Genomic DNA, 24428 nt, shown 5'->3' on the forward strand with positions numbered 1-24428 from the left:
CACTCTGTCCGAATAATTCAACGTAACCGAGCCGGGCGAGCTCGTCAACGATCTTGAATAGACGCCAGAACATTCCAATGGGCATTCTTCTCGGCGATTACCGGCAATGCGGACAGGTGGCACCTAGGTGCCTTCGCTGGTTCTCGCCATCCCTCGACGCAGCGCTTCTGAACTGCGCGTTCTCCCTGTTGATGTCAGCATGGCATATCGAGGTGGACCGGCGAAGACGGCGGGGACGCCACTGCACCAAGCTGCCATTCACTTGCTCATGAGATGTCGTCCGGCGACGCTGGTACAAGCGGGCAAGGACACTCAAAACCGGGCTGGATTCAAATAACCACTGATTCAGATAACCACTGGATTCAGATAACTACCCTCATGCGTCTCTCTACGTGATGCGACTTCCCGATGAATTGGCTGGGTGGAATGGTGGAGAACACAGCGCTTGCCGCATGCACTGATCCGAACAGAGTGTCGTTGTCGGGGATGTTCGAGGAGTGGGTGGTACGAGCCCCGGACACGGTGGCCGTGGTGTGCGGCGACCAGCGGTGGACCTACCGCGAGGTCAACGAACGCGCCAACCAACTCGCCCGACTCCTGCTGAAAACCGGTGCCGGACCCGAACACCGCATCGCCCTCGCCCTGCCACGCTCCGCACAGACCATCACCGCGATCCTCGCCGTACTCAAAACCGGCGCCGCCTACGTACCACTGGACCCCGACTACCCCCAAGAACGCCTGGCCTACCTCCTAGCCGACAGCAACCCCACCGCCCTGATCACCACCACCGACACCGCCCCCACACTGCCCCCGCCGAGCGATGCGGACGCCACACCACGTGTACTGCTCGACCACCCCCACACCACCGCCCGCCTACACGAACTACCCACCACCAACCTCACCCCCACCGAACAGCCCACACCCCCCGACACACGACACCCCGCCTACCTCATCTACACCTCCGGCTCCACCGGCACCCCCAAAGGCGTCACCATCCCCCAGACCAACCTCATCCACCTCTTCACCGCCACCCACCACTACTTCACCCACCCCACCCCACAAACCTGGTGCCAATTCCACTCCTACGCCTTCGACTTCTCCGTCTGGGAAATCCTCGGCGCCCTCCTCCACGGCCACACCCTCATCATCCCCAACCACAACACCACCCGCTCCCCCCACGACCTCATCACCCTCATCCACCAAGAACACATCACCACCCTCTGCCAAACACCCACCGCCCTCTACCACCTCATCAACACCCACCAACAACACCACCACGACCAACCCCTCCCCCTCCACCACATCATCCTCGGCGGCGAACCCCTCGACCCCACCCGCCTCACCACCTTCCACCAACACCACCCCCACACCACCATCACCAACATGTACGGCATCACCGAAACCACCATCCACGTCACCCACCACCCCCTCAACCCCAACACCACCCACACACCCCACACACCCAGCCCCATCGGACACCCCCTCCCCCACCTCACCACCCACCTCCTCGACACCCACCTCCAACCCACCCCACCCAACACCCCCGGCGAGCTCTACATCACCGGACCCACCCTCGCCCGCAACTACCACAACAACCCCACCCTCTCCGCCACCCACTTCATCGCCAACCCCTACGGACCACCCGGCACCCGCCTCTACCGCACCGGCGACCTCGCCCACCACCACCCCACCACCCACCAACTCCACTACCACCACCGCACCGACAACCAAATCCAACTCCACGGCTACCGCATCGAACCCGCCGAAATAGAAAACACCCTCACCACCCACCCCCACATCACCCACGCCGCCACCACCCTCCACCACGACCACCACAACAACAAACACCTCATCGCCTACACCACCACCAGCCGGAGCGTTCACCGGGCGGCGGATGTGGTGGAGCAGCAGGTCGAGGAGTGGCGCGCGGTCTACGACTCCCTCTACGGGGACCGGGCCGCCACTTCGCTGAGCGAGGACTTCGTCGGCTGGGACAGCAGCTACGACCAGCAGCCCATCCCTCTGCGGGAAATGCGGGAGTGGCTGGCCACGACCGTGGACCGCATCAGCGCGCTCGGCCCGCGTGATGTCCTGGAGATCGGGGTCGGCACCGGTCTGCTCCTGTCACGTCTGGCTCCGGACTGTGCGAGCTACTGGGGCACCGACGTCTCGGCCTCCGCCATCGCCGCCCTGGATCAGCGTGTGGCGCAGGATTCCGCGCTGGGCGCAGGCGACGGCCGGGTGACGCTCGAGTGCCGGCCCGCCCATGACTTCAGCACGCTGCCCGAGGGGCGCTTCGACACCGTCGTCATCAACTCCGTCGTCCAGTACTTCCCGAACGTCGACTACCTGACCGATGTCATCACCCATGCCATGGCGGTCCTCAAGCCCGGCGGGAAGCTGTTCATCGGAGACGTACGCAACCTTCGCCTGCTGCGCTGCTTCGCCACCGCGGTCGCCCTCACCCAGGCGTCCGCGGGGAGCACGCCGGAGAGCCTGCGCGCCACCGTGGACAACGCCATCCGCCTGGAGCGGGAACTCCTGGTGGATCCGGAGTACTTCACCACCCTCACATCCGTCGTGCCCGCCATCGGCGCCGTCGACGTCCGCGTCAAACGCGGCTCGGCACGCAACGAACTCACCCGGCACCGCTATGACGTCATCCTCACCAAGGGTCCCGTCACACTGCTCGCCACCGACCGTGCGCCGCATCTGCGGTGGGGTGAGGACATCCGTACGGTGGACGACCTGCGCGACGCACTGACGGGAGACCGCCGCCCACGAGCGCTGCGGGTGTCCGGCATCCCCAACACCCGGCTGACCGGTGAGCTCACCGCCCTCCGCCGGGTCGACACCGGCGCCGACCCGGACGACGCCCGGCGCCACCTCACGGCAACGGTCCCGACGGCCGGGCACGACGGCTCGGGGATGGATCCGGACACCGAGCCGGACGCGACACCCGACCCGGAAGCGCTCCACCGGCTCGCCGAGACACACGGCTACGACTTGGCGCTGCGCTGGGCGGCCGATGAAGGGCGTCTCGACGGTGTGTTCATCGACCTCAGCACTGACCGGCGTAGGCCGACCCCCGATAAGGCCATCCGCGACACCACCTCCCCCGCCACCCCCACTGTCGGCGTCCCCACCCTCGACATCGCCGCACCGCCCTCCGCCACATCCCGCCGTCCCGCCTCCGCCTACGCCAACGAGCCCGGACTCGCACACGGGACGGGTGCGATAGTCGCCTCGCTCCGGTCGTATCTCAGCGAGCGGCTGCCCGCCCATATGGTGCCCTCGGCGATCATCGCGCTCGACCGGATGCCGCTCACGGCGAACGGCAAGCTCGACCGCGCGGCCCTCCCCGCACCCGACTTCTCCGCGCTCGCTTCGGGACGGCCGGCGGCCACACCTCAGGAGGCACGGCTGTGTGCTCTCTTCGGCGAGGTGCTCGGCATCCCCGATGTGGGCGCGGACACGAGCTTCTTCAACGTGGGTGGCGACAGCGTCCTCGCCATGCGGCTGGTCAGCCGCGCCCGCGCGGAGGGACTCGTCCTCACGCCGGAGCAGGTCTTCCAGCACCGCACTCCGGAGGGCCTCGCCTCCGTCGCCCACTCCGGAAACGGCCCGGCGGCCCCGTCGCAGGAACTCACCTCCGGGAACGCGAGGCCATTGGTGACCCTCACCCCGCCCGAATACGCGAGCCTGTCGGTGGAGTGCGCGGGCCTGTCGGCGAAAGCCACGGACACCGCCGACACCGCCGACACCGCGGAGCTACTGCCGCTGACACCTCTCCAGAGCGGACTGCTGTTCCACGCCGTGTACGACGAGGCGGCCCCGGACGTCTATCTGGTGCAGTTCACCTTCCACCTCGAAGGGGAGGTCAGCGGCGCACGCTTCCGGCGGGCGGCGGACGCCCTGCTGCGCCGCCATCCGAACCTGGCCGCGTCCTTCCATCACCACGGACTGTCCCAGCCCGTGCAGGTGGTGGCGCCCGCTGTCCCCTCCGTCTGGCACGAGCTGGATCTCGGCGACCTTCCCGATGAGCAGCGCCCCGCCGCGTTCGACCGGTGGCTGGCCGAGGACCGCGCCACGCGGTTCGACCTCACCCGGCCGCCACTGATCCGCTTCGCCCTCGTCCGTTGGGGCGCGAATGAGTACCGGATGGTGATGACCAGTCACCACATCCTGCTGGACGGCTGGTCCGTGCCGCTCGTCGTCCAGGAGCTGTTCACGCTGTACGAGCGGGACGGGGACGACTCGGGCCTGCCCGCCACCGCGCCCTACCGGGAGTACCTGGACTGGCTGCGGCGGCAGGACCGGGACGCGGCCCGCGCCGCCTGGCGCACGGCGCTGGAAGGTGTGGCGGAGCCCACCCTGCTGGCACCCGCCGATCCGGGCCGTACGACCGTGGCCCCCGACGAGATGGCCGTCGATCTGTCGGTGGAGCGGACCGCCCAACTCGCCCAACGTGCCCGGCGGATGGGTCTCACCCTCAACACACTGGTGCAGACCGCGTGGGCCATCCTGCTGGGCCGGCTGACCGGCCGCGACGACGTGGTGTTCGGTACGACGGTGGCGGTGCGCCCGGCGGAGGTGGCGGGCATCGAGTCGTTGGTCGGGCTGTGCATCAACACGGTGCCGGTACGTGTCCGGGTGCCGGTGGGCCGACCGGTGGAGGAGTTGCTGGCGGCCGTACAACGCCAGCACGGCGAGCTTTCCGCACACCACCATCTGGGGCTGTCGGAGCTGCGGCCCGCCGCCGGGACGGGGCAGCTCTTTGACACGGTGGTGGTCTTCGAGAACTACCCCGTGGGCGCCGGGGCCCATGCGCAGGCGGCCCGCGCCGGGCTGCGGCTGACGGCCACCGATGGTCAGGACGCCACGCACTACCCGTTGGCGGTGGTCGTGGTCCCGGGCGAACGGCTCCGGCTGCGCCTCGGTTACCGGCCGGATGTGTTCGAGGCCCCGGCCATACGGGTGGTGGCACAGCGGCTGGGCCGCGTCCTGGAGGCCATCGCCGACGATCCGGGCCGGAACGTCGATCGGATCGATGTGCTCTTGGATGACGAGCGGAAACGGCTGGTGCCGCGCCGGGGCGCCCGTGTCGCGGAGGCCGACCCGAAGGTGTCGTTGTCGGGGATGTTCGAGGAGTGGGTGGTACGAGCCCCGGACACGGTGGCCGTGGTATGCGGCGACCAGCGGTGGACCTACCGCCAGGTCAACGAACGCGCCAACCAACTCGCCCGACTCCTGCTGGAAACCGGTGCCGGACCCGAACACCGCATCGCCCTCGCCCTGCCACGCTCCGCACAGACCATCACCGCGATCCTCGCCGTACTCAAAACCGGCGCCGCCTACGTACCACTGGACCCCGACTACCCCCAAGAACGCCTGGCCTACCTCCTAGCCGACAGCAACCCCACCGCCCTGATCACCACCACCGACACCGCCCCCACACTGCCCCCGCCGAGCGATGCGGACGCCACACCACGTGTACTGCTCGACCACCCGCACACCACCGCCCGCCTACACGAACTACCCACCACCAACCTCACCCCCACCGAACAGCCCACACCCCCCGACACACGACACCCCGCCTACCTCATCTACACCTCCGGCTCCACCGGCACCCCCAAAGGCGTCACCATCCCCCAGACCAACCTCATCCACCTCTTCACCGCCACCCACCACTACTTCACCCACCCCACCCCACAAACCTGGTGCCAATTCCACTCCTACGCCTTCGACTTCTCCGTCTGGGAAATCCTCGGCGCCCTCCTCCACGGCCACACCCTCATCATCCCCAACCACAACACCACCCGCTCCCCCCACGACCTCATCACCCTCATCCACCAAGAACACATCACCACCCTCTGCCAAACACCCACCGCCCTCTACCACCTCATCAACACCCACCAACAACACCACCACGACCAACCCCTCCCCCTCCACCACATCATCCTCGGCGGCGAACCCCTCGACCCCACCCGCCTCACCACCTTCCACCAACACCACCCCCACACCACCATCACCAACATGTACGGCATCACCGAAACCACCATCCACGTCACCCACCACCCCCTCAACCCCAACACCACCCACACACCCCACACACCCAGCCCCATCGGACACCCCCTCCCCCACCTCACCACCCACCTCCTCGACACCCACCTCCAACCCACCCCACCCAACACCCCCGGCGAGCTCTACATCACCGGACCCACCCTCGCCCGCAACTACCACAACAACCCCACCCTCACCGCCACCCACTTCATCGCCAACCCCTACGGACCACCCGGCACCCGCCTCTACCGCACCGGCGACCTCGCCCACCACCACCCCACCACCCACCAACTCCACTACCACCACCGCACCGACAACCAAATCCAACTCCACGGCTACCGCATCGAACCCGCCGAAATCGAAAACACCCTCACCACCCACCCCCACATCACCCACGCCGCCACCACCCTCCACCACGACCACCACAACAACAAACACCTCATCGCCTACACCACCACCAGCCCGGGTCACCGCGATACGCCACCGGAGGAGCTGCGGTCGTATCTGGCGGCGCGGCTACCGGCCCATATGGTGCCCTCCGCGGTCATCGTCCTCGACGCGCTGCCCCTCACCCCGAGCGGCAAGCTCGACCGGGCGGCCCTGCCCGCGCCCGCCCGGAGCGCCGAAGGGGCCGGTGGACGCCCGCCATCGACACCGCGCGAAGAGGCCCTGTGCCGTCTGTTCGCCGAGGTGCTGGGAGTGCCGGAGCCGGGTGCGGAGGAGGGGTTCTTCGCCCTGGGCGGGGACAGCATCCTGTCCATGCAGTTGGTGAGTCGCGCCCGCAGGGAGGGGCTGGTGTTCACCCCCCGCCAGGTCTTCCAGCACCAGACCGCCGCCGCCCTGGCGCGCCTCGCCTCGCCACCCGGGGCCCCGGCCACTACCGGTGCCCGCGCCTCCGCCTCGCCCCCGCTGCTCTCCCTCACCACCGAGGACGTGGCCGCGGTCGAGCAGCGGTTTCCCGGCGCCGTCGACACCTTGCCACTGACCGCGTTGCAGGAGGGGCTCCTCTTCCACGCCGTGTTCGACGAGGCTGCCCCGGACGTGTATCTGGTGCAGTTCGCCTTCGACCTCGAGGGCGACATCGACAGCGTCCGCTTCCGGCAGGCGGTGGACACTCTGCTGCTTCGCCATCCCCATCTGCGGGCCGGGTTCCTCCACCACGGCCTGTCCAGGCCGGTCCAGGTCGTGCCCCGCCATGCGCCGACACCGTGGCAGGAGATCGACCTCAGCGGTTTCTCCCCTGCCGAGCAGGACGGGGAGTATGAGCGCTGGCTGGCGGAGGACCGCGCCACGCGGTTCGACTTCACCCGGCCGCCACTGATGCGGTTCACGCTGTTCCGCCTCGGCGGTGGACGCAGCCGTCTGGTCATGACCCACCACCACATCCTGCTGGACGGCTGGTCGACGCCGGTCCTCGTACAGGAGCTGTTCTTCCTGTACGGGGAGGCCGGGGACGACCGTCTGCTGCCCCGCCCGGCGGCCTACCGCGACTACCTCGCCTGGCTCACCGCGCAGGACGCCACCGCCGCGCGCGAGGCGTGGCGCGAGGCGCTGGCCGGGGTGGCGGAGCCGACGTTGCTGGCTCCGGAGGCGTACGGGCGTACGGCGGTGGTCCCCGAGGAGTTCTGCCTGGATGTGCCCGCTGGTCTGACGGCACGGCTGACCCGGCGCGCCCGCTCCTCGGGGCTGACGCTGAACACACTGGTGCAGGTGGCATGGGGGCTGCTGCTGGGGCGGCTGACCGGCCGCGACGATGTGGTGTTCGGGGCCACGGCCGCGGTGCGGCCACCGGAGGTGCCCGGTGTCGAGTCGCTAGTCGGCCTGTGCATCAACACATTGCCGGTACGGGTCCAAGTTGCCCCGGGACAGGGGCTGTTGGAGTTGCTGGAGGAGGTGCAGGCGCGTCAGGCGGCGCTGTCGGAGCACCAGCATCTGGGGCTGATCGAGGTGCAGTCGCTCGCGGGGGTCGGCGAGCTCTTCGACACGGTGCTGGTCTTCGAGAACTACCCGGTGCGGCCCGAGCGGGTCGGCGCGCCGGAGGACGGGCTGCGGGTGGTGGGCAGCACCGGCCGGGACGCCACCCACTATGCGCTGGCCCTGGTCGTGATCCCGGGCGAGTCCCTGCGGCTCCAGCTGGGCTACCGTCCCGATGCCTTCGGCCACTCGGCCGTACGTGAGCTCGCGCGGCGTCTGGTCCGGGTGCTGGAGAGCGTGGCGGACGCCCCGGATCGGACGGTGGCGCGGCTCGACGTGCTGACCCCGACCGAGCGGGATCGCCTGCTGCGGCAGTGGGGCAACGCCTCGGCCGGCGTGACCGGAGCCGATGACACGGTGCTGCTGCCGGAGGCGTTCGAGCGCCAGGCCGAGCGCACCCCGGCCGACGTGGCCGTGGTCTTCGAGGAACAGCGGCTCCGCTACCGGGAGTTGAACGAGCGGGCGAACCGGCTGGCCCGGGTGCTCGTCGCGGCGGGTGCGGCGCCCGAGACCCGGGTCGCCCTCTCCCTGCCCCGTGGCCCGGACCTGCTCATCACCGCGCTGGCCGTCCTCAAGGCGGGTGCCGCCTTCGTGTCCGTCGACCCGGACTACCCGCCGCGGCGCATCGCGTTCATGCTCACCGACAGCCGTCCGACCCTCCTGGTGACGACCGAAGCGATCGCCGAAACCCTGCCCGCTGGGACGGCCACGGTGCCACGGCTGCTGCTGGACGCCAAGGACACCGCGGACCGGCTGGCGAAGGCGGGAGCGGGCAACCTGACGGACGCGGACCGCGGGTGTCCCCTGCTGCCGGACCACCCCGCGCACCTCTTCTACACCTCCGGTTCCACCGGCAGGCCCAAGGGTGTGGTGGCGTCCCGGAGCGGTCTCGGCCGGTTCCTGCGGGCCATGGCCCGGCGCACCCCGCTCACCGGGTCGGACGCGGTACTGGCCGCCTCCACGCCATCGTTCGACGTGGTGGCGGTGGAGTGGTTCATGCCGCTCGTGGCGGGGGCGCGCGTCGTCCTGGCCTCGGCGGCCCAGACACGCGATCCGGCTGCTCTGCTGGGCCTGATGGGCCGCCACGGGGTGTCGTTGGCGCAGGCCACGCCCACGCTGTGGCAGGCGTTGCTCGGCGAGGTGCCCGACGGGGGCGACCATGCGAGGGTGCTATCGGGGGTGCGGGTCCTCAGCGGTGGCGAGGTGCTGCCTTCCCCGCTCGCGCGGCGGCTGCTCGCGCTCGGCGCCGAGGTGGTGAACCTGTACGGGCCCACCGAGACCACGGTCTGGTCCACCACGGGTGCCGTCCGGGCCGATGACGACGGCGCGCCGCGGATCGGGACACCGCTGGACACCACGCGCGGCTACGTCCTGGACCGGCACCTGGGCCTGCTGCCGCCGGGCGTGGTGGGCGAGCTGCACATCGCGGGAACGGGTGTGGCCCGTGGGTATTTCGACCGGCCCGGCCTGACCGCCGAGCGGTTCGTGGCCGATCCGTACGGCCCGGCCGGGTCGCGGATGTATCGCACCGGTGACCTGGTGCGCTGGGGCGAGGACGGGCGGCTGGAGTACCTCAGCCGGGCCGACCACCAGGTCAAGCTGCGGGGATTCCGGATCGAGCCGGGAGAGATCGAGGCGGTGCTGGCCTCGCATCCGCAGGTGGCGCGGGCCGCCGTGGCGGTCCGCGAGGACCGGCCGGGGGACCCTCGGCTGATCGGCTACTCCGTCGCCCGGCCCGGCCATGAACCTGACCCGGCCGAGTTGCGCTCCTGGCTCCGCGAGCAGGTGCCGGAGCACATGGTCCCGTCCGCGGTGGTGCCTTTGGACGCGTTGCCGCTGACGTCGAGCGGGAAGCTGGACCGCAAGGCGCTGCCCGCGCCCGGCCCCATCGGCGGCCCCGGCACCGGCCGGCCACCGGCCTCCCCCTGGGAGCGGCTGCTGTGCACGCTGTACGCCGAGGTACTGGGCGTACCCGAGGTGGGCGTGGCGGACGGCTTCTTCGAACTGGGCGGGCATTCGCTGCTCGCGATGCGGCTGATGGGACAGGTACGCACCCGCACCGGCGTCGACCTGGGCATCCGTGCTGTGTTCCAGGCGCCGACGGTCGAGCGGTTGGCGGCGGTGATCCAGGGCGCGGAACGGGACGTGGCACGCCCACTGCTGGGGCCGATGCCGCGTACGGGCCGCCTGCCGCTGTCGTACGCCCAGCAACGGCTGTGGTTCCTCCAGGAGTTGGAGGGCGATCGGGCGGCGACCTACAACATCGTGGTCGGTCTGCGGCTCCGCGGCCCGCTGGACCGGGAGGCGCTGATGGCCGCGGCGGGGGACGTCGCGGCCCGGCACGAGGTGCTGCGCACCGTCTATCCGCACGGGGACGACGGCCGGCCGTGGCAGCGGGTCCTGGGCCCGGACGCGGCCCGGTCCGCGCTGCACGCCGTCGTACGGAGCGTGCGGCCGGTGGTCGACGAAACGGACTCGGGCGGGGGCGCGGCCGGAGCCTCGGCCGGACGTGCTTCGGACGACACGCTCGCGGCGGCGCTGGCGGAGGAAGCCGGGCGTGGCTTCCATCTGGCCACCGAACTGCCCTTGCGCATAAGCCTGTTCCCGCAGGGCGACGCCGAGCATGTGCTGCTCGTGGTGGTCCACCACATCGCGGCCGACGGCTGGTCGCTGGAGCCGCTCTTCGCCGACCTCGCCACCGCCTACCGGGCCCGGACGGCCGGTTCGGAACCGCGCTGGAGCGACGATCTGCCGTTGCAGTACGCGGACTTCGGGCTCTGGCAGCGCCAGGTGCTGGGCGCGGAGGACCGGGATGACAGTGTGCTCTCCCGGCAGCTCGCGTTCTGGCGTGAGACGCTCGCGGAGTTGCCCGAGGAACTCCCGCTGCCGACGGACCGGCCGCGGCCGCCGGTGGCCGGACACCAGGGCTCGACCGTGGACATCGCCGTTCCGGCTCCGCTGCACCGGAGGCTGGCCCGGCTGGCCCGGTCCCAGGACGCCAGCGTGTTCATGGTGGTCCAGGCCGCCCTCGCGGCCCTGCTGACGCGACTCGGCGCTGGGACGGACATCCCTCTGGGCACGGCCTTCGCCGGCCGCGACGAGGTGGCCGTGCACGACCTGGTCGGCCCCTTCGTCAACACGCTGGTGCTGCGCACCGACACCAGCGGGGACCCGGACTTCCTGACCCTCCTGGAACGGGTGCGGGAGACGGACGGAGCCGCGTACGCGCATCAGGAGGTGCCGTTCGAACGGGTGGTGGAGGCGGTCAACCCGGTCCGGTCCCTGGCCCGGCACCCGCTGTTCCAGGTGATGCTCACCTTCCAGAACCTCCGGGCGACCGAACTCTCCCTGCCGGGAGTGGCCGCCGAGCCGCTGGAGGTGGCCACCGACACGGCCAAGTTCGACCTGGCCTTCGCGCTCGCGGAGACGCACACCGCCGAGGGCGGGGAGCCGAACGGCATCCGGGGCAGCCTCGAATACGCCACCGACCTCTTCGAGCACCGCACGGCCCAGGCGATCGTCGACCGTCTCCTGCGTGTGCTGGACACCGTCGCGGACCATCCCGACCAGGCCCTGAGCCGGATCGACCTCCTCGGCCACGACGAGCGGGGGCGGCTGCTGGGCTGGGGTACGGGCGCCTCGGTGGCGGCGACCGGGGCGGGACGGGTGCTGCCGGAGCTGTTCGAGGAACAGACGGCACGTACTCCGCGGGCCACGGCGATGGTCTTCGAGGACGACAGCGTGTCCTACGCCGACCTCAACACTCGCGCCAACCGGCTGGCCCGGCTGCTCATCGAGCACGGCGCCGGACCGGAAACCCGTATCGCACTGGCCCTGCCACGTTCCGTCGAGATGATCACCGCCGTACTCGCCGTCACCAAAACCGGAGCCGCCTACGTACCCCTCGACCCCGGCTACCCACCGGACCGCATCACCTTCATGCTCCACGACAGCGAACCCACCCTCCTCATCACCACAAGCACACTCGCCAACACCCTCCCCACCAGCACCGCCACCCTGCCATGGCTCCTCCTCGACACCGAAGACACCCACACCCGTGTGGAAGGCCACAACACGGGAGACGTATCCGATGGCGAGCGGCGTGCCCCGTTGCATCCCGCGCATCCGGCCTACGTCATCTACACCTCAGGCTCGACGGGCACGCCCAAGGGGGTGGTCGTCTCCCACGCCAATGTGGTGGACCTGGTGGCCTGGGCTCGGGACGACCTCGGCGCGGACCGACTGGCGCAGGTGAGGGCGACGACGTCCTTCACCTTCGACGTCTCCGTCTTCGAACTGCTCGTACCGCTCACGCTCGGCGGCACGGTGGAACTCGTCCCCGATCTGCTGTCCGCAGCCGCCGACCCCGGGCTGCTGAGTGCCGGTGGTCTGCTGAGTGCCGTTCCCTCCGTCCTGGCGAGTCTGCTCTCCACCCAGCAGCAGACCGAAGACTCGTCTCTCGACACGATCGTCCTGGCGGGCGAAGCCCTCTCCCCCCAGCTGCTGGCCACCGCGCAGTCCCGGTTCCCCGGGGCGCGCATCGCCAATGCCTACGGCCCCACCGAGACGACCGTCTACGCCACGGTGTGGCACTCCGACGGGGCAGCGCACACCTCGGTGCCCATCGGCTCCCCGGTGCCGAACTCCCGAGTGTTTGTGCTGGATGCGGGGTTGGGGTTGGTTCCGGTGGGTGTGGTGGGCGAGTTGTACGTGGCGGGGTGTGGAGTGGCGCGGGGGTACTGGGCACGGCCGGGGCTGACCGCGGAACGGTTCGTGGCCTGCCCGTACGGTACGGCGGACGGGCAGCGGATGTACCGCACCGGGGACCTGGTGCGATGGACGGCCGACGGGCAGCTGGAGTTCTGCGGGCGGGCCGACGAGCAGGTCAAGGTCCGTGGATTCCGCATCGAGCCCGGAGAGATCCAGGCCGCGCTCACCACACATCCAGGCATTGGGCAGGCCGTGGTGACCGTCCGCGAGGACCGCCCCGGCGACCGTCGCCTCGTCGCCTACCTCACCCCCGCGCAGACCAGAAGCAAGGCCGAGGCCGGGGCGGAGGCCGGGGCGGAGGCCGGGGCCGGGGCGGAGCCGCCACCTGCGGCGGAGATCCGGGCCCAGCTGGCCAACCGACTGCCCCACTACATGATCCCCTCCCACTACGTCCCCCTCGACCGCCTGCCACTGACCGCCAACGGCAAACTCGACCACGCAGCTCTCCCCATCCCCACCTCGGAAGGCAGCAGCGAACGAGCCCCCGCGGACGGGCATGAACGCGCGCTGTGTGAGCTATTTGCCGACATCCTCGGTCTTCCCCAAACAGGCCCCGAGGACGGGTTTTTCGCGCTGGGTGGCGACAGCATCCTGTCCATCCAACTCGTCAGCCGCGCCCGCCAACAAGGCCTACTGCTCACCCCACGCCAAGTCTTCCAACACCAAACCCCAGCCGCCCTGGCCACAACAGCAACCCACATCCCCACCACCACACCAACCCGCCACCAAACCGGCACCGGCACCCTCCCCGCCACCCCCATCATGCGAGAACTCTTCGAACGAGGCGGACCCTTCACCACCTACCACCAATCAGTCCTCCTGACCGTCCCCCCCAACCTCGACCAACAACACCTCACCACCGCACTACAAACCGTAATCGACCACCACGACATCCTCCGCCTCACCCTCACCCACACCAGCGAAGAACCCGAACTACACATACCACCCCCAGGCAGCATCAACGCCGCAAGCCTCCTCCACCACACCGACCTCACCGGCCACCCCGACATCCCCACCGCCATCGCCGAACACCAAACCACCGCCCAAACCCGCCTACACCCCGAACACGGCATCATGCTCCAAGCCACCCACCTCACCCTCGGACCCACCACCCCCGGACGACTCCTCCTCCTCGCCCACCACCTCGTCATCGACGCAGTCTCCTGGCGCATCCTCATCCCCGACCTCACCCACGCCTACCACCACCCCACCCAAACCGGCCCAACCCTCGAACCCGTCCCCACCTCCTACCGCACCTGGGCCCACTACCTCACCCAACAAGCCCACCACCCCACCCACACCACCACACTCCACCACTGGACCCACACCCTCCAACCCCACCCCCACACCCCCACACCACCACCCCCCACACCCATCCCCACCAACGAACTACACCACCACACCACCACCCTCCCACCCGAACACACCCAACCCCTCCTCACCACCACACCCGCCCACTACCACGCCGGCATCAACGACGTCCTCCTCACCGCCCTCACCCTCGCCCTCAACCACACCAACACCAACCCCGACAACCCCAACCCCGACAACAGCATCCTCATCAACCTCGAAAGCCACGGACGCCACGAACTCACCCCCCACCTCGACCTCACCCGCACCATCGGCTGGTTCACCACCCTCCACCCCATCCGACTCCACCCCGGACCCGCCACCTGGCACGACATCACCCACAACACACCCCACCTCGGCACCGCCCTCAAAACCATCAAAGAAACCCTCCGCACCACACCCCACCACGGCACCACCTACGGACTCCTCCGCCACCTCAACCCCACCACCAAAACCCACCTCACCCACCTCCCCCAACCCCCCACCACCTTCAACTACCTCGGCCGCTACACCCCCACCACACCAACCTCAAACCCATCCACCACCCAACCCTGGCCCCACGCACCCGAAACCACCCCCCTCAACGGCAACACCGACCCCAACCTCCTCCACCACACCCCCCTCGAAATCAACGCCCACACCCAAGACACCCCCCACGGACCCCAACTCACCACCACCTACACCTACAACCCCCACCACCACACCACCCACCACATCACCCAACTCGCCCACCACTGGCACACCGCACTCAAAGCCCTCACCACCCACACCCAACACCACACCAGCGGCCGAACCCCCTCCGACCTCCCCCTCCTCAACCTCACCCAACACGACATCAACAACCTCGAAGACTGGTGGAGGAACGCCTGATGGACAAGCGCGAGCTGGAAGACGTCCTCCCGCTGACCGCGGTCCAGGAGGGGTTGCTGTTCCACGCCGTGTACGACGACGCCGCGCCGGATGTCTATCTGGTGCAGCTCTCCTTCGAGCTCAAGGGCCCCGCCGACCCGGCGCGGTTCCGGCGGGCGGCCGAGGCACTCGTACGGCGCCATCCTCCGCTCCGGGCGGGTTTTCTCCACCATGGCCTCTCGCAGCCCGTCCAGTTCGTACCGCGCGAGGTGCCCCTCCGTTGGCACGAGGTCGATCTCAGGGAGCTGGACGAGGAGGAGCGGCGCGGTGAGCTTCAGCGGTGGCTGGTCGAGGACCGGGGCACCCGTTTCGATCTCACGCGTCCGCCCCTGATCCGTTTCGCGCTCATCCGGCTGGACGACGACCGCTTCCACCTGGTCCTGACGCATCATCACATTCTGCTCGACGGATGGTCGCTGCCCCTGGTCGTCCAGGAGTACTTCGCCCTCTACGACCACAACGGCGATGAGTCGGCGCTCCCCCGGGCGGTGCCCTATCGCACCTATCTGGAGTGGTGCGGACGCCAGGACCGTGACGCGGCGCGCGAGGCGTGGCGCCGGGCGCTCGCGGGGCTGGAGGAGCCCACGCTGCTCACGTCCGCGGCCCCCGGCCGGACCACGGTCCCCCCGGAGGAGTTCTCGTTCGACCTGCCCGCTGAGCTGGCCGAACAACTCGCCCTGCGCGCACGGAGTTTGGGGCTCACCCTCAATACGCTGGTGCAGGCCGGGTGGGGGATTCTGCTGGGTCGGCTGACCGGGCGGGACGATGTGGTGTTCGGCACCACGGTCTCCGGGCGGCCGGCCGAGATCCCCGGTGTGGAGTCCATGGTCGGGCTGTTCATCAACACCGTTCCGCTGCGGCTGCGGATGGATCCGCGCGAGCCGGTGTCCGCGCTGCTCAGCCGGTTGCAGGAGGAGCAGGCGCGGCTCCTGGACCATCAGCACCTCGGGCTCGTCGAGATCCAGCGGCTGGCGGGCATCGGATCGGGCGAGATCTTCGACACCACCACCGTGTTCGAGAACTATCCCCTCGACGAGGGGCGGCTGCTGGATCCCACCACGGAGCTCAGGACGCTGTCGGTGGACAGTTACGACGCGACCCACTACGCCCTGGCGCTCATGGTGATTCCGGGAGAGCGGCTGCATATCCGGATGGGGTACCAGCCGGACCTGCTGGCGCGGGAGGCGGTCGAGTCGGTCGCGGAGCGGCTGCTGCGGGTGCTGCGGATGCTGGTGTCGGCCAGCGATCCGCAGGTCGGAACGGTCGATCCGCTGGCTCCGGGCGAGCGCGAGCTGATGCTGCGCACATGGGGCGGGGCGCGTACGGAACCCGCCGAACGGACCGAAGCGGTGCTGCCGCTGCTGTTCGAGGAGCAGGTGCGCAGGACTCCCGAGGCCGTCGCGGTGGTGCACCGGGACACCAGGCTGACGTACGCGGAGGTGAACCGCCGTGCCAATCGCCTCGCCCGGCTGCTGGTGGCTTCCGGAGCGGGAGCCGAGACGCGGGTGGCACTCGCCCTTCCGCGCTCGGCCGACATGGTCGTGGCCATCCTGGCCGTCCTCAAGGCCGGGGCCGCGTTCGTGCCACTGGATCCGGACCACCCGGCGGAGCGCATCGCTTTCGCCCTCGCCGACAGCCGTGCCACGCTGCTGGTGACCGCTGACGGACTCGTCGAAGACCTGCCGCCGGGCGCGCCGTCCGTGGAGCGCCTGGTCCTTGGGGCGGACGCAACCGTGGCCCGGCTGCGCGGGCTGCCCGCGCACGACCTGTCCGACGCCGAACGCGCGTTTCCGCTCGACGCCCGCCACCCGGCCTATGTCATCTACACCTCCGGGTCCACCGGCACCCCGAAGGGTGTCGAGGTCCCGTACGGCAATGTGGCGCGGCTGTTCGGCGCCGCCCGGGAGCAGTTCACCTTCGGTGAGACCGATGTGTGGTGTCTGTTCCACTCGTACGCCTTCGACTTCTCCGTCTGGGAGATGTGGGGGGCGCTGCTGCACGGTGGCCGGCTGGTGGTGCCGGACAAGGAGGTGACCCGCTCCCCCGAGGACGTGCTGCGCCTGCTGGTCCGCGAGGGGGTCACGGTGCTGTGCCAGACGCCGTCGGCCCTGTACCAGCTGATCGCCGCCGACCAGGATCTGCCGTCGCTGGGGTCGGAGCTGGCCCTGCGGTACATCGTGCTCGGCGGGGAGCCCCTGGACCCCACCCGGCTGGCGGGCTGGTACGTCCGCCACCGCGACGACGCCCCCGTCGTGGTCAACATGTACGGCATCACCGAGACCACGGTCCATGTCACCGCCGGTCGGCTCGGCCACGCGGACGCCGTACCGGGGACTCCGAGTGTCATCGGGCGGGGGCTGACGGATCTGGCGGTGTACGTACTCGACCCCGGGCTGCGGCTGGTGCCGCCCGGGGTGGTGGGCGAGCTGTACGTGGCGGGGGCGGGGCTGGCCCGGGGGTATGCGGGGCGTGCGGCGATGACCGCCGAGCGGTTCGTCACCGATCCCTTCGGCCCGGCGGGCACCCGGATGTATCGCACGGGCGACCTCGTGCGGTGGGACGGCGAGGGCCGTCTGGAGTTCGTGGGACGCGCGGACGACCAGGTCAAGGTGCGGGGTTTCCGTATTGAACTCGGCGAGATCGAGGCCGCGCTGACGGCGCATCCCGAGGTGGCGCAGGCCGCCGCGACCGTCCGCGAGGACCGTCCCGGCCACCGGCGCCTGGTGGCCTACGCGGTGCCCGCGCGCCGCTCCGGCCCCGACGGCGACCTGGCCGGCCGGCAGGTGGAGGAGTGGCGCACGGTCTACGAGTCGCTGTACCGGGACCGCGCCGCGACCGTCCTGCGGGAGGACTTCGTCGGCTGGGACAGCAGCTATGACCAGCGGCCCATTCCGCTACCGGAGATGCGGGAGTGGCTGACCACGACCGTTGACCGGATCGTGGAGCTGGAGCCGTGCCGGGTGCTGGAGATCGGGGTCGGTACCGGGCTGCTCATGGCGCGCCTGGCACCGCACTGTGAGGCGTACTGGGCCACCGATGTGTCGCCCGCGGTCATCGGCCACCTGCGGGAGCGGATCGCGGGCGATCCGGCCCTGGCGGACCGCACACAGCTGCGCTCCCAGCCCGCGGCCGACTTCACCGGTCTGCCCGCCGGCCGGTTCGACACCATCGTGCTCAACTCGGTCGTCCAGTACTTCCCCAGTGTGGAGTATCTGGTCGAGGTGGTGGCCGGGGCGATGCGACTGCTCACGCCCGGTGGCCGGATCTTCGTCGGCGATGTGCGCAACGCCCGTCTGCTCCGCTGCTTCGCCACGGCCGTCGCCCTGGCCCAGGCCGCGCCCGGCACGACGAACGAGAGCCTACGGGCCACGGTCGACAAGGCGATCCGGCAGGAGCGCGAACTCGTCGTCGACCCCGCCCTCTTCGCCACCCTTCCGTCCCGGCTGCCCGAGGTGGCGGCGGTCGATGTGCGGATCAAACGTGGCCATGCGAGCAATGAGCTCACCCGCCACCGTTACGACGTGGTCCTGGTCAAGGCGCCCGCCACGGGGGTTTCGGACGCCGGGACGGTCGGGACGGGTGGGACGGCCGGGACGTCTCGGGTGGTCGACGTGGTGGCGCGGCAGTGGGGCGAGGAGGTGCGCACCACCACCGAAGTGGCGGAGGTCCTGGAGCGCCACCGGCCCCAAATGCTGCGGGTGAACGGCATTCCCAACGCCCGGCTCGCGGACGAGCTGGAGGCGTTGCGGCAACTGCGGCACGGAGTGGCGCCGGACGCCGTCCGCGAGGCCGCCACCGCGGGGCCGGGGACCGAGGCGTCCGCTCCGGAGGCCCTGCACGAGCTCGCCGCGGGTCTGGGCTACCGTGCCGCCCTCACCTGGTCCGACAGCGACGGCTGTCTCGACGCGGTCTTCGTGGACACGGCGGCGGGCGTGGACCATCGCGTGCTCGACCAGTCTGTGCCATCCGCGATGTCTGCGTCGTCCACGCCATCCCCGGCTTCCGCGCCATCCCCGGCGTCCACGTCATCCCCGACGTCCGCGCCGTTCGCGCCGTTCGCGCGGGGCGACGCCACGCCGTTCGTGCGGGGCGACGATCCGCGTCCGCTGCGCTCGTACGCCAACGACCCCGGGGCCTCCCACGAGCTGGGCGGACTCGTGGCGTCCCTCCGGGCCCACCTCGCCGCGACCCTGCCCGACTACATGCTCCCGTCTGCCCTCATGACACTCGACGCGCTGCCGTTGACCGCGAACGGAAAGCTCGATCGCACCGCGCTGCCCGTGCCCGACCCCGGGGCCGAGCGAAGCACCGGCCGGGCCGCGGCGACCCCGCGCGAGAAGACCCTGTGCGCCCTGTTCGCCGAGGTGCTGGGGCTCGCCGAGGTCGGAGTGGAGGAGGAGTTCTTCGCGCTGGGCGGGGACAGCATCATCTCCATCCAGCTCGTCAGCCGTGCCCGCCGGGAGGGGCTGGTGCTCACTCCCCGCCAGGTCTTCCAGTACAAAACGCCCGCGGCACTCGCCGCCGTGGCCCGTACCCCCGACGAACCGGCCGCCGAGGGCCTGGGCCGCTCCGAGGCGGCACTCGTCCGGCTCTCCCGGGCGGAGTCGGAGAGCGTCGAGCGGAAGGCGCCGGGCAGTGTGGAGGTTCTGCCGCTCGGCCCGCTGCAGGAGGGGTTGCTGTTCCACGCCGTGTACGACGACACGGCCCCGGATGTGTATCTCGTCCAGCTCTGCCTGGAACTCGAGGGCCCCTTCGACGCGGGCCGGTTCCGCGCGGCCGCCGACGCGCTGCTGCGCAGGCATCCACATCTGCGCGCCGCGTTTCTGCACGACGGCCTGTCCCGTCCCGTCCAGGCCGTCGCCGGTGCGGTGTCCGTGCCGTGGCAGGAGGTGGACCTCACGAGGGTCGCGGAGGACGAACGCGGGGAGGCGGTGGAGCGGTGGCTGGCCGAGGACCGCTCCATACGGTTCGATCCGGCGCGGCCACCGCTGGTCCGTTTCGCGGTCCTGCGTGGTGGCCCGGACCGGCACCGGCTGGTCATCACCAACCACCATCTGCTGTGGGACGGGTGGTCGGTGCCCCTGGTCCTGCGGGAGCTATTCGCGCTGTACGAACGGTCCGGTGACGAGACGGACCTGCCGCGGCCGGTGCCCTACCGCGACTATCTGGCCTGGCTGGGGCGGCGGGACCGGGAAGCCGCCCGCGTCGCCTGGCGCACGGCGCTGGAGGGGCTGACCGAGCCCACGCTGGTCGCTCCCGCCGCTCCAGGGCGTGCCGCGATGTGGCCGGAGGAGTACTCCACGGATCTGTCCCCCGAGCTGACCGCACGGCTCTCACAGCGCGCCAGGCGTTCGGGGCTCACACTGAACACCCTCGTCCAGGCGGCGTGGGGGCTGGTCCTCGGGAGGCTCACCGGGCGGGACGACGTGGTGTTCGGCACCACGGTCTCGGGCCGCCCCGCGGAGCTGCCGGGTGTGGAGGCCATCGTGGGCCTGTTCATCAACACCGTGCCGGTCCGGCTGCGCATCGATCCCCAGGAGTCGCTGGGCGGGCTGCTCTCCCGGCTCCAGGAGGAGCAGACGGAACTGCTCGACCACCAGCACCTGGGGCTCGCCGAAATCCAGCGGCTGAGCGGAGTGCGCTCCGGGGACCTGTTCGACACGACGACGGTCTTCGAGAACTACCCTATCAACCAGGGGCAGTTGCTCGACCCGGGCAGGGAACTGAGGACGGTCGACATCACGGGGCGCGACGCCGTGCACTACGCCCTGTCCCTGCTGGTCGTCCCGGACGAGCGGCTGCACATGCGACTCGGCTACCGTCCGGACCTGTTCGGGCACGAGGACGTCTCGACGATCGCCGACCGCCTGGTGCGGGTGCTGGAGGCCATGGCCTTCGACCCTGATATCAGGGTCGGGCGGGTCGACGGCTGCTCCGAGGAGGAGCGGGGGCGGCTGCTGGGCTGGGGTACGGGCGCCTCGGTGGCGGCGACCGGGGCGGGACGGGTGCTGCCGGAGCTGTTCGAGGAACAGACGGCACGTACTCCGCGGGCCACGGCGATGGTCCTCGAGGACGACAGCGTGTCCTACGCCGACCTCAACACTCGCGCCAACCAGCTGGCCCGGCTGCTCATCGAGCACGGCGCCGGACCGGAAACCCGTATCGCACTGGCCCTGCCACGTTCCGTCGAGATGATCACCGCCGTACTCGCCGTCACCAAAACCGGAGCCGCCTACGTACCCCTCGACCCCGGCTACCCACCGGACCGCATCACCTTCATGCTCCACGACAGCGAACCCACCCTCCTCATCACCACAAGCACACTCGCCAACACCCTCCCCACCAGCACCGCCACCCTGCCATGGCTCCTCCTCGACACCGAAGACACCCACACCCGTGTAGAAGGCCACAACACGGGAGACGTATCCGATGGCGAGCGGCGTGCCCCGTTGCATCCCGCGCATCCGGCCTACGTCATCTACACCTCAGGCTCGACGGGCACGCCCAAGGCGGTCGTGGTCCCGCACGGAGCCATCGTCAACAATCTGCTGTGGCGGATCGGGACCTTCGGCTGGACCGAACATGACCGCTTCCTCATGCGGACACCGATGAGTTTCGACGTCTCGGTGTGGGAACTCTTCTGCCCGCTGCTCACCGGCGGAAGCATCATCGGCACCGACCCCGATCACCACGCCGACCCCGGCCATCTGCTGTCAGTCGTCGAACGTCACGCGGTCACGGTGGTCCATTGTGTGCCGACCCTGTTGCGGTTGCTGCTGGAGTGGGAGGGGGCACGGCGGCTCTGCGCCTCCGTACGCCACGTCGTCTGCGGTGGCGAACCGCTGACCGCCGATCTGCGCGACTCCTTCGTCGCCACACTTCCGCATGCGCGGCTGCACAACTCCTACGGCCCGACCGAGACCACCGTCGACACGACGGGACACCTCACCACTCCCGAGGACACGGGCCCGCCGCCGATCGGCACACCCATCGGCAATGCCCGCTTGTTTGTGCTGGATGCGGGGTTGGGGTTGGTTCCGGTGGGTGTGGTGGGCGAGTTGTATGTGGCGGGGTGTGGAGTGGCGCGGGGGTACTGGGCACGGCCGGGGCTCACGGCGGAACGGTTCGTGGCCTGCCCGTACGGTACGGCGGACGGGGAGCGGATGTACCGCACCGGGGACCTGGTGCGGTGGACGGCCGACGGGCAGCTGGAGTTCTGCGGGCGAGCCGACGAGCAGGTCAAGCTCCGTGGATTCCGCATCGAGCCCGGAGAGATCCAGGCCGCGCTCACCACACATCCAGGCATTGGACAGGCCGTGGTGACCGTCCGCGAAGACCGCCCCGGCGACCGTCGCCTCGTCGCCTACCTCACCCCCACGCAGACCAGAAGCAAGGCCGAGGCCGGGGCCGGGGCGGAGGCCGGGGCCGGGGCGGAGCCGCCACCTGCGGCGGAGATCCGGGCCCAGCTGGCCAACCGACTGCCCCACTACATGATCCCCTCCCACTACGTCCCCCTCGACCGCCTGCCACTGACCACCAACGGCAAACTCGACCACGCAGCCCTCCCGGCTCCAACACCGGCAACCACCGGCACCGGTCAGGGACGAGCCCCCGCCGATGCCCACGAACGCACGCTGTGCCAGCTGTTCGCCGACGTACTCGCCCTACCCGAGGCCGGACCGGAGGACGGGTTCTTCGCGCTGGGTGGCGACAGCATCCTGTCCATCCAACTCGTCAGCCGCGCCCGCCAACAAGGTCTACTGCTCACCCCACGCCAAGTCTTCCAACACCAAACCCCAGCCGCCCTGGCCACAACAGCAACCCACATCCCCACCACCACACCAACCCGCCACCAAACCGGCACCGGCACCCTCCCCGCCACCCCCATCATGCGAGAACTCTTCGAACGAGGCGGACCCTTCACCACCTACCACCAATCAGTCCTCCTGACCGTCCCCCCCAACCTCGACCAACAACACCTCACCACCGCACTACAAACCCTAATCGACCACCACGACATCCTCCGCCTCACCCTCAACAGCGCAGAAGGCGAACCCGAACTACACATACCACCCCCAGGCAGCATCAACGCCGCAAGCCTCCTCCACCACACCGACCTCACCGGCCACCCCGACATCCCCACCGCCATCGCCGAACACCAAACCACCGCCCAAACCCGCCTACACCCCGAACACGGCATCATGCTCCAAGCCATCCACCTCACCCTCGGACCCACCACCCCCGGACGACTCCTCCTCCTCGCCCACCACCTCGTCATCGACGCAGTCTCCTGGCGCATCCTCATCCCCGACCTCACCCACGCCTACCACCACCCCACCCACACCGGCCCAACCCTCGAACCCGTCCCCACCTCCTACCGCACCTGGGCCCACTACCTCACCCAACAAGCCCACCACCCCACCCACACCACCACACTCCACCACTGGACCCACACCCTCCAACCCCACCCCCACACCCCCACACCACCACCCCCCACACCCATCCCCACCAACGAACTACACCACCACACCACCACCCTCCCACCCGAACACACCCAACCCCTCCTCACCACCACACCCGCCCACTACCACGCCGGCATCAACGACGTCCTCCTCACCGCCCTCACCCTCGCCCTCAACCACACCAACACCGGCACCGGCACCGACCCCGACAACAGCATCCTCATCAACCTCGAAAGCCACGGACGCCACGAACTCACCCCCCACCTCGACCTCACCCGCACCATCGGCTGGTTCACCACCCTCCACCCCATCCGACTCCACCCCGGACCCGCCACCTGGCACGACATCACCCACAACACACCCCACCTCGGCACCGCCCTCAAAACCATCAAAGAAACCCTCCGCACCACACCCCACCACGGCACCACCTACGGACTCCTCCGCCACCTCAACCCCACCACCAAAACCCACCTCACCCACCTCCCCCAACCCCCCACCACCTTCAACTACCTCGGCCGCTACACCCCCACCACACCAACCTCAAACCCATCCACCACCCAACCCTGGCCCCACGCACCCGAAACCACCCCCCTCAACGGCAACACCGACCCCAACCTCCTCCACCACACCCCCCTCGAAATCAACGCCCACACCCAAGACACCCCCCACGGACCCCAACTCACCACCACCTACACCTACAACCCCCACCACCACACCACCCACCACATCACCCAACTCGCCCACCACTGGCACACCGCACTCAAAGCCCTCACCACCCACACCCAACACCACACCAGCGGCCGAACCCCCTCCGACCTCCCCCTCCTCAACCTCACCCAACACGACATCAACAACCTCGAGAGCGATCTCGAAGCCGAGTGGGCGGACCTGGAGGAGTGA

At 69.7% G+C, this 24428-nt stretch carries 1 protein-coding gene and 1 pseudogene; both read left to right on the forward strand.

Going from position 1 to position 24428, the window contains the following annotated elements; genetic code table 11:
• Positions 1-486 precede the first annotated feature (486 nt).
• Positions 487-15027 (forward strand): amino acid adenylation domain-containing protein, encoded by a 14541-nt coding sequence (locus ACMTAK_RS11160; protein ID WP_413806067.1) that lies wholly within the window; start codon positions 487-489, stop codon positions 15025-15027.
• A pseudogene (locus ACMTAK_RS11165) lies at positions 15027-24374 on the forward strand (amino acid adenylation domain-containing protein); the annotation flags it as partial. The gene ACMTAK_RS11160 and the pseudogene ACMTAK_RS11165, both read left to right, overlap by 1 nt.
• Positions 24375-24428 lie beyond the last annotated feature (54 nt).

This window comes from Streptomyces lacaronensis, assembly GCF_047337785.1.
Lineage (GTDB): Bacteria > Actinomycetota > Actinomycetes > Streptomycetales > Streptomycetaceae > Streptomyces > Streptomyces lycopersici.

Bases quoted from the DNA above. Each gene is read 5' to 3' on its own strand.
- ACMTAK_RS11160 (WP_413806067.1), top strand. From the start codon at position 487: ATGTTCGAGGAGTGGGTGGTACGAGCCCCGGACACGGTGGCCGTGGTG.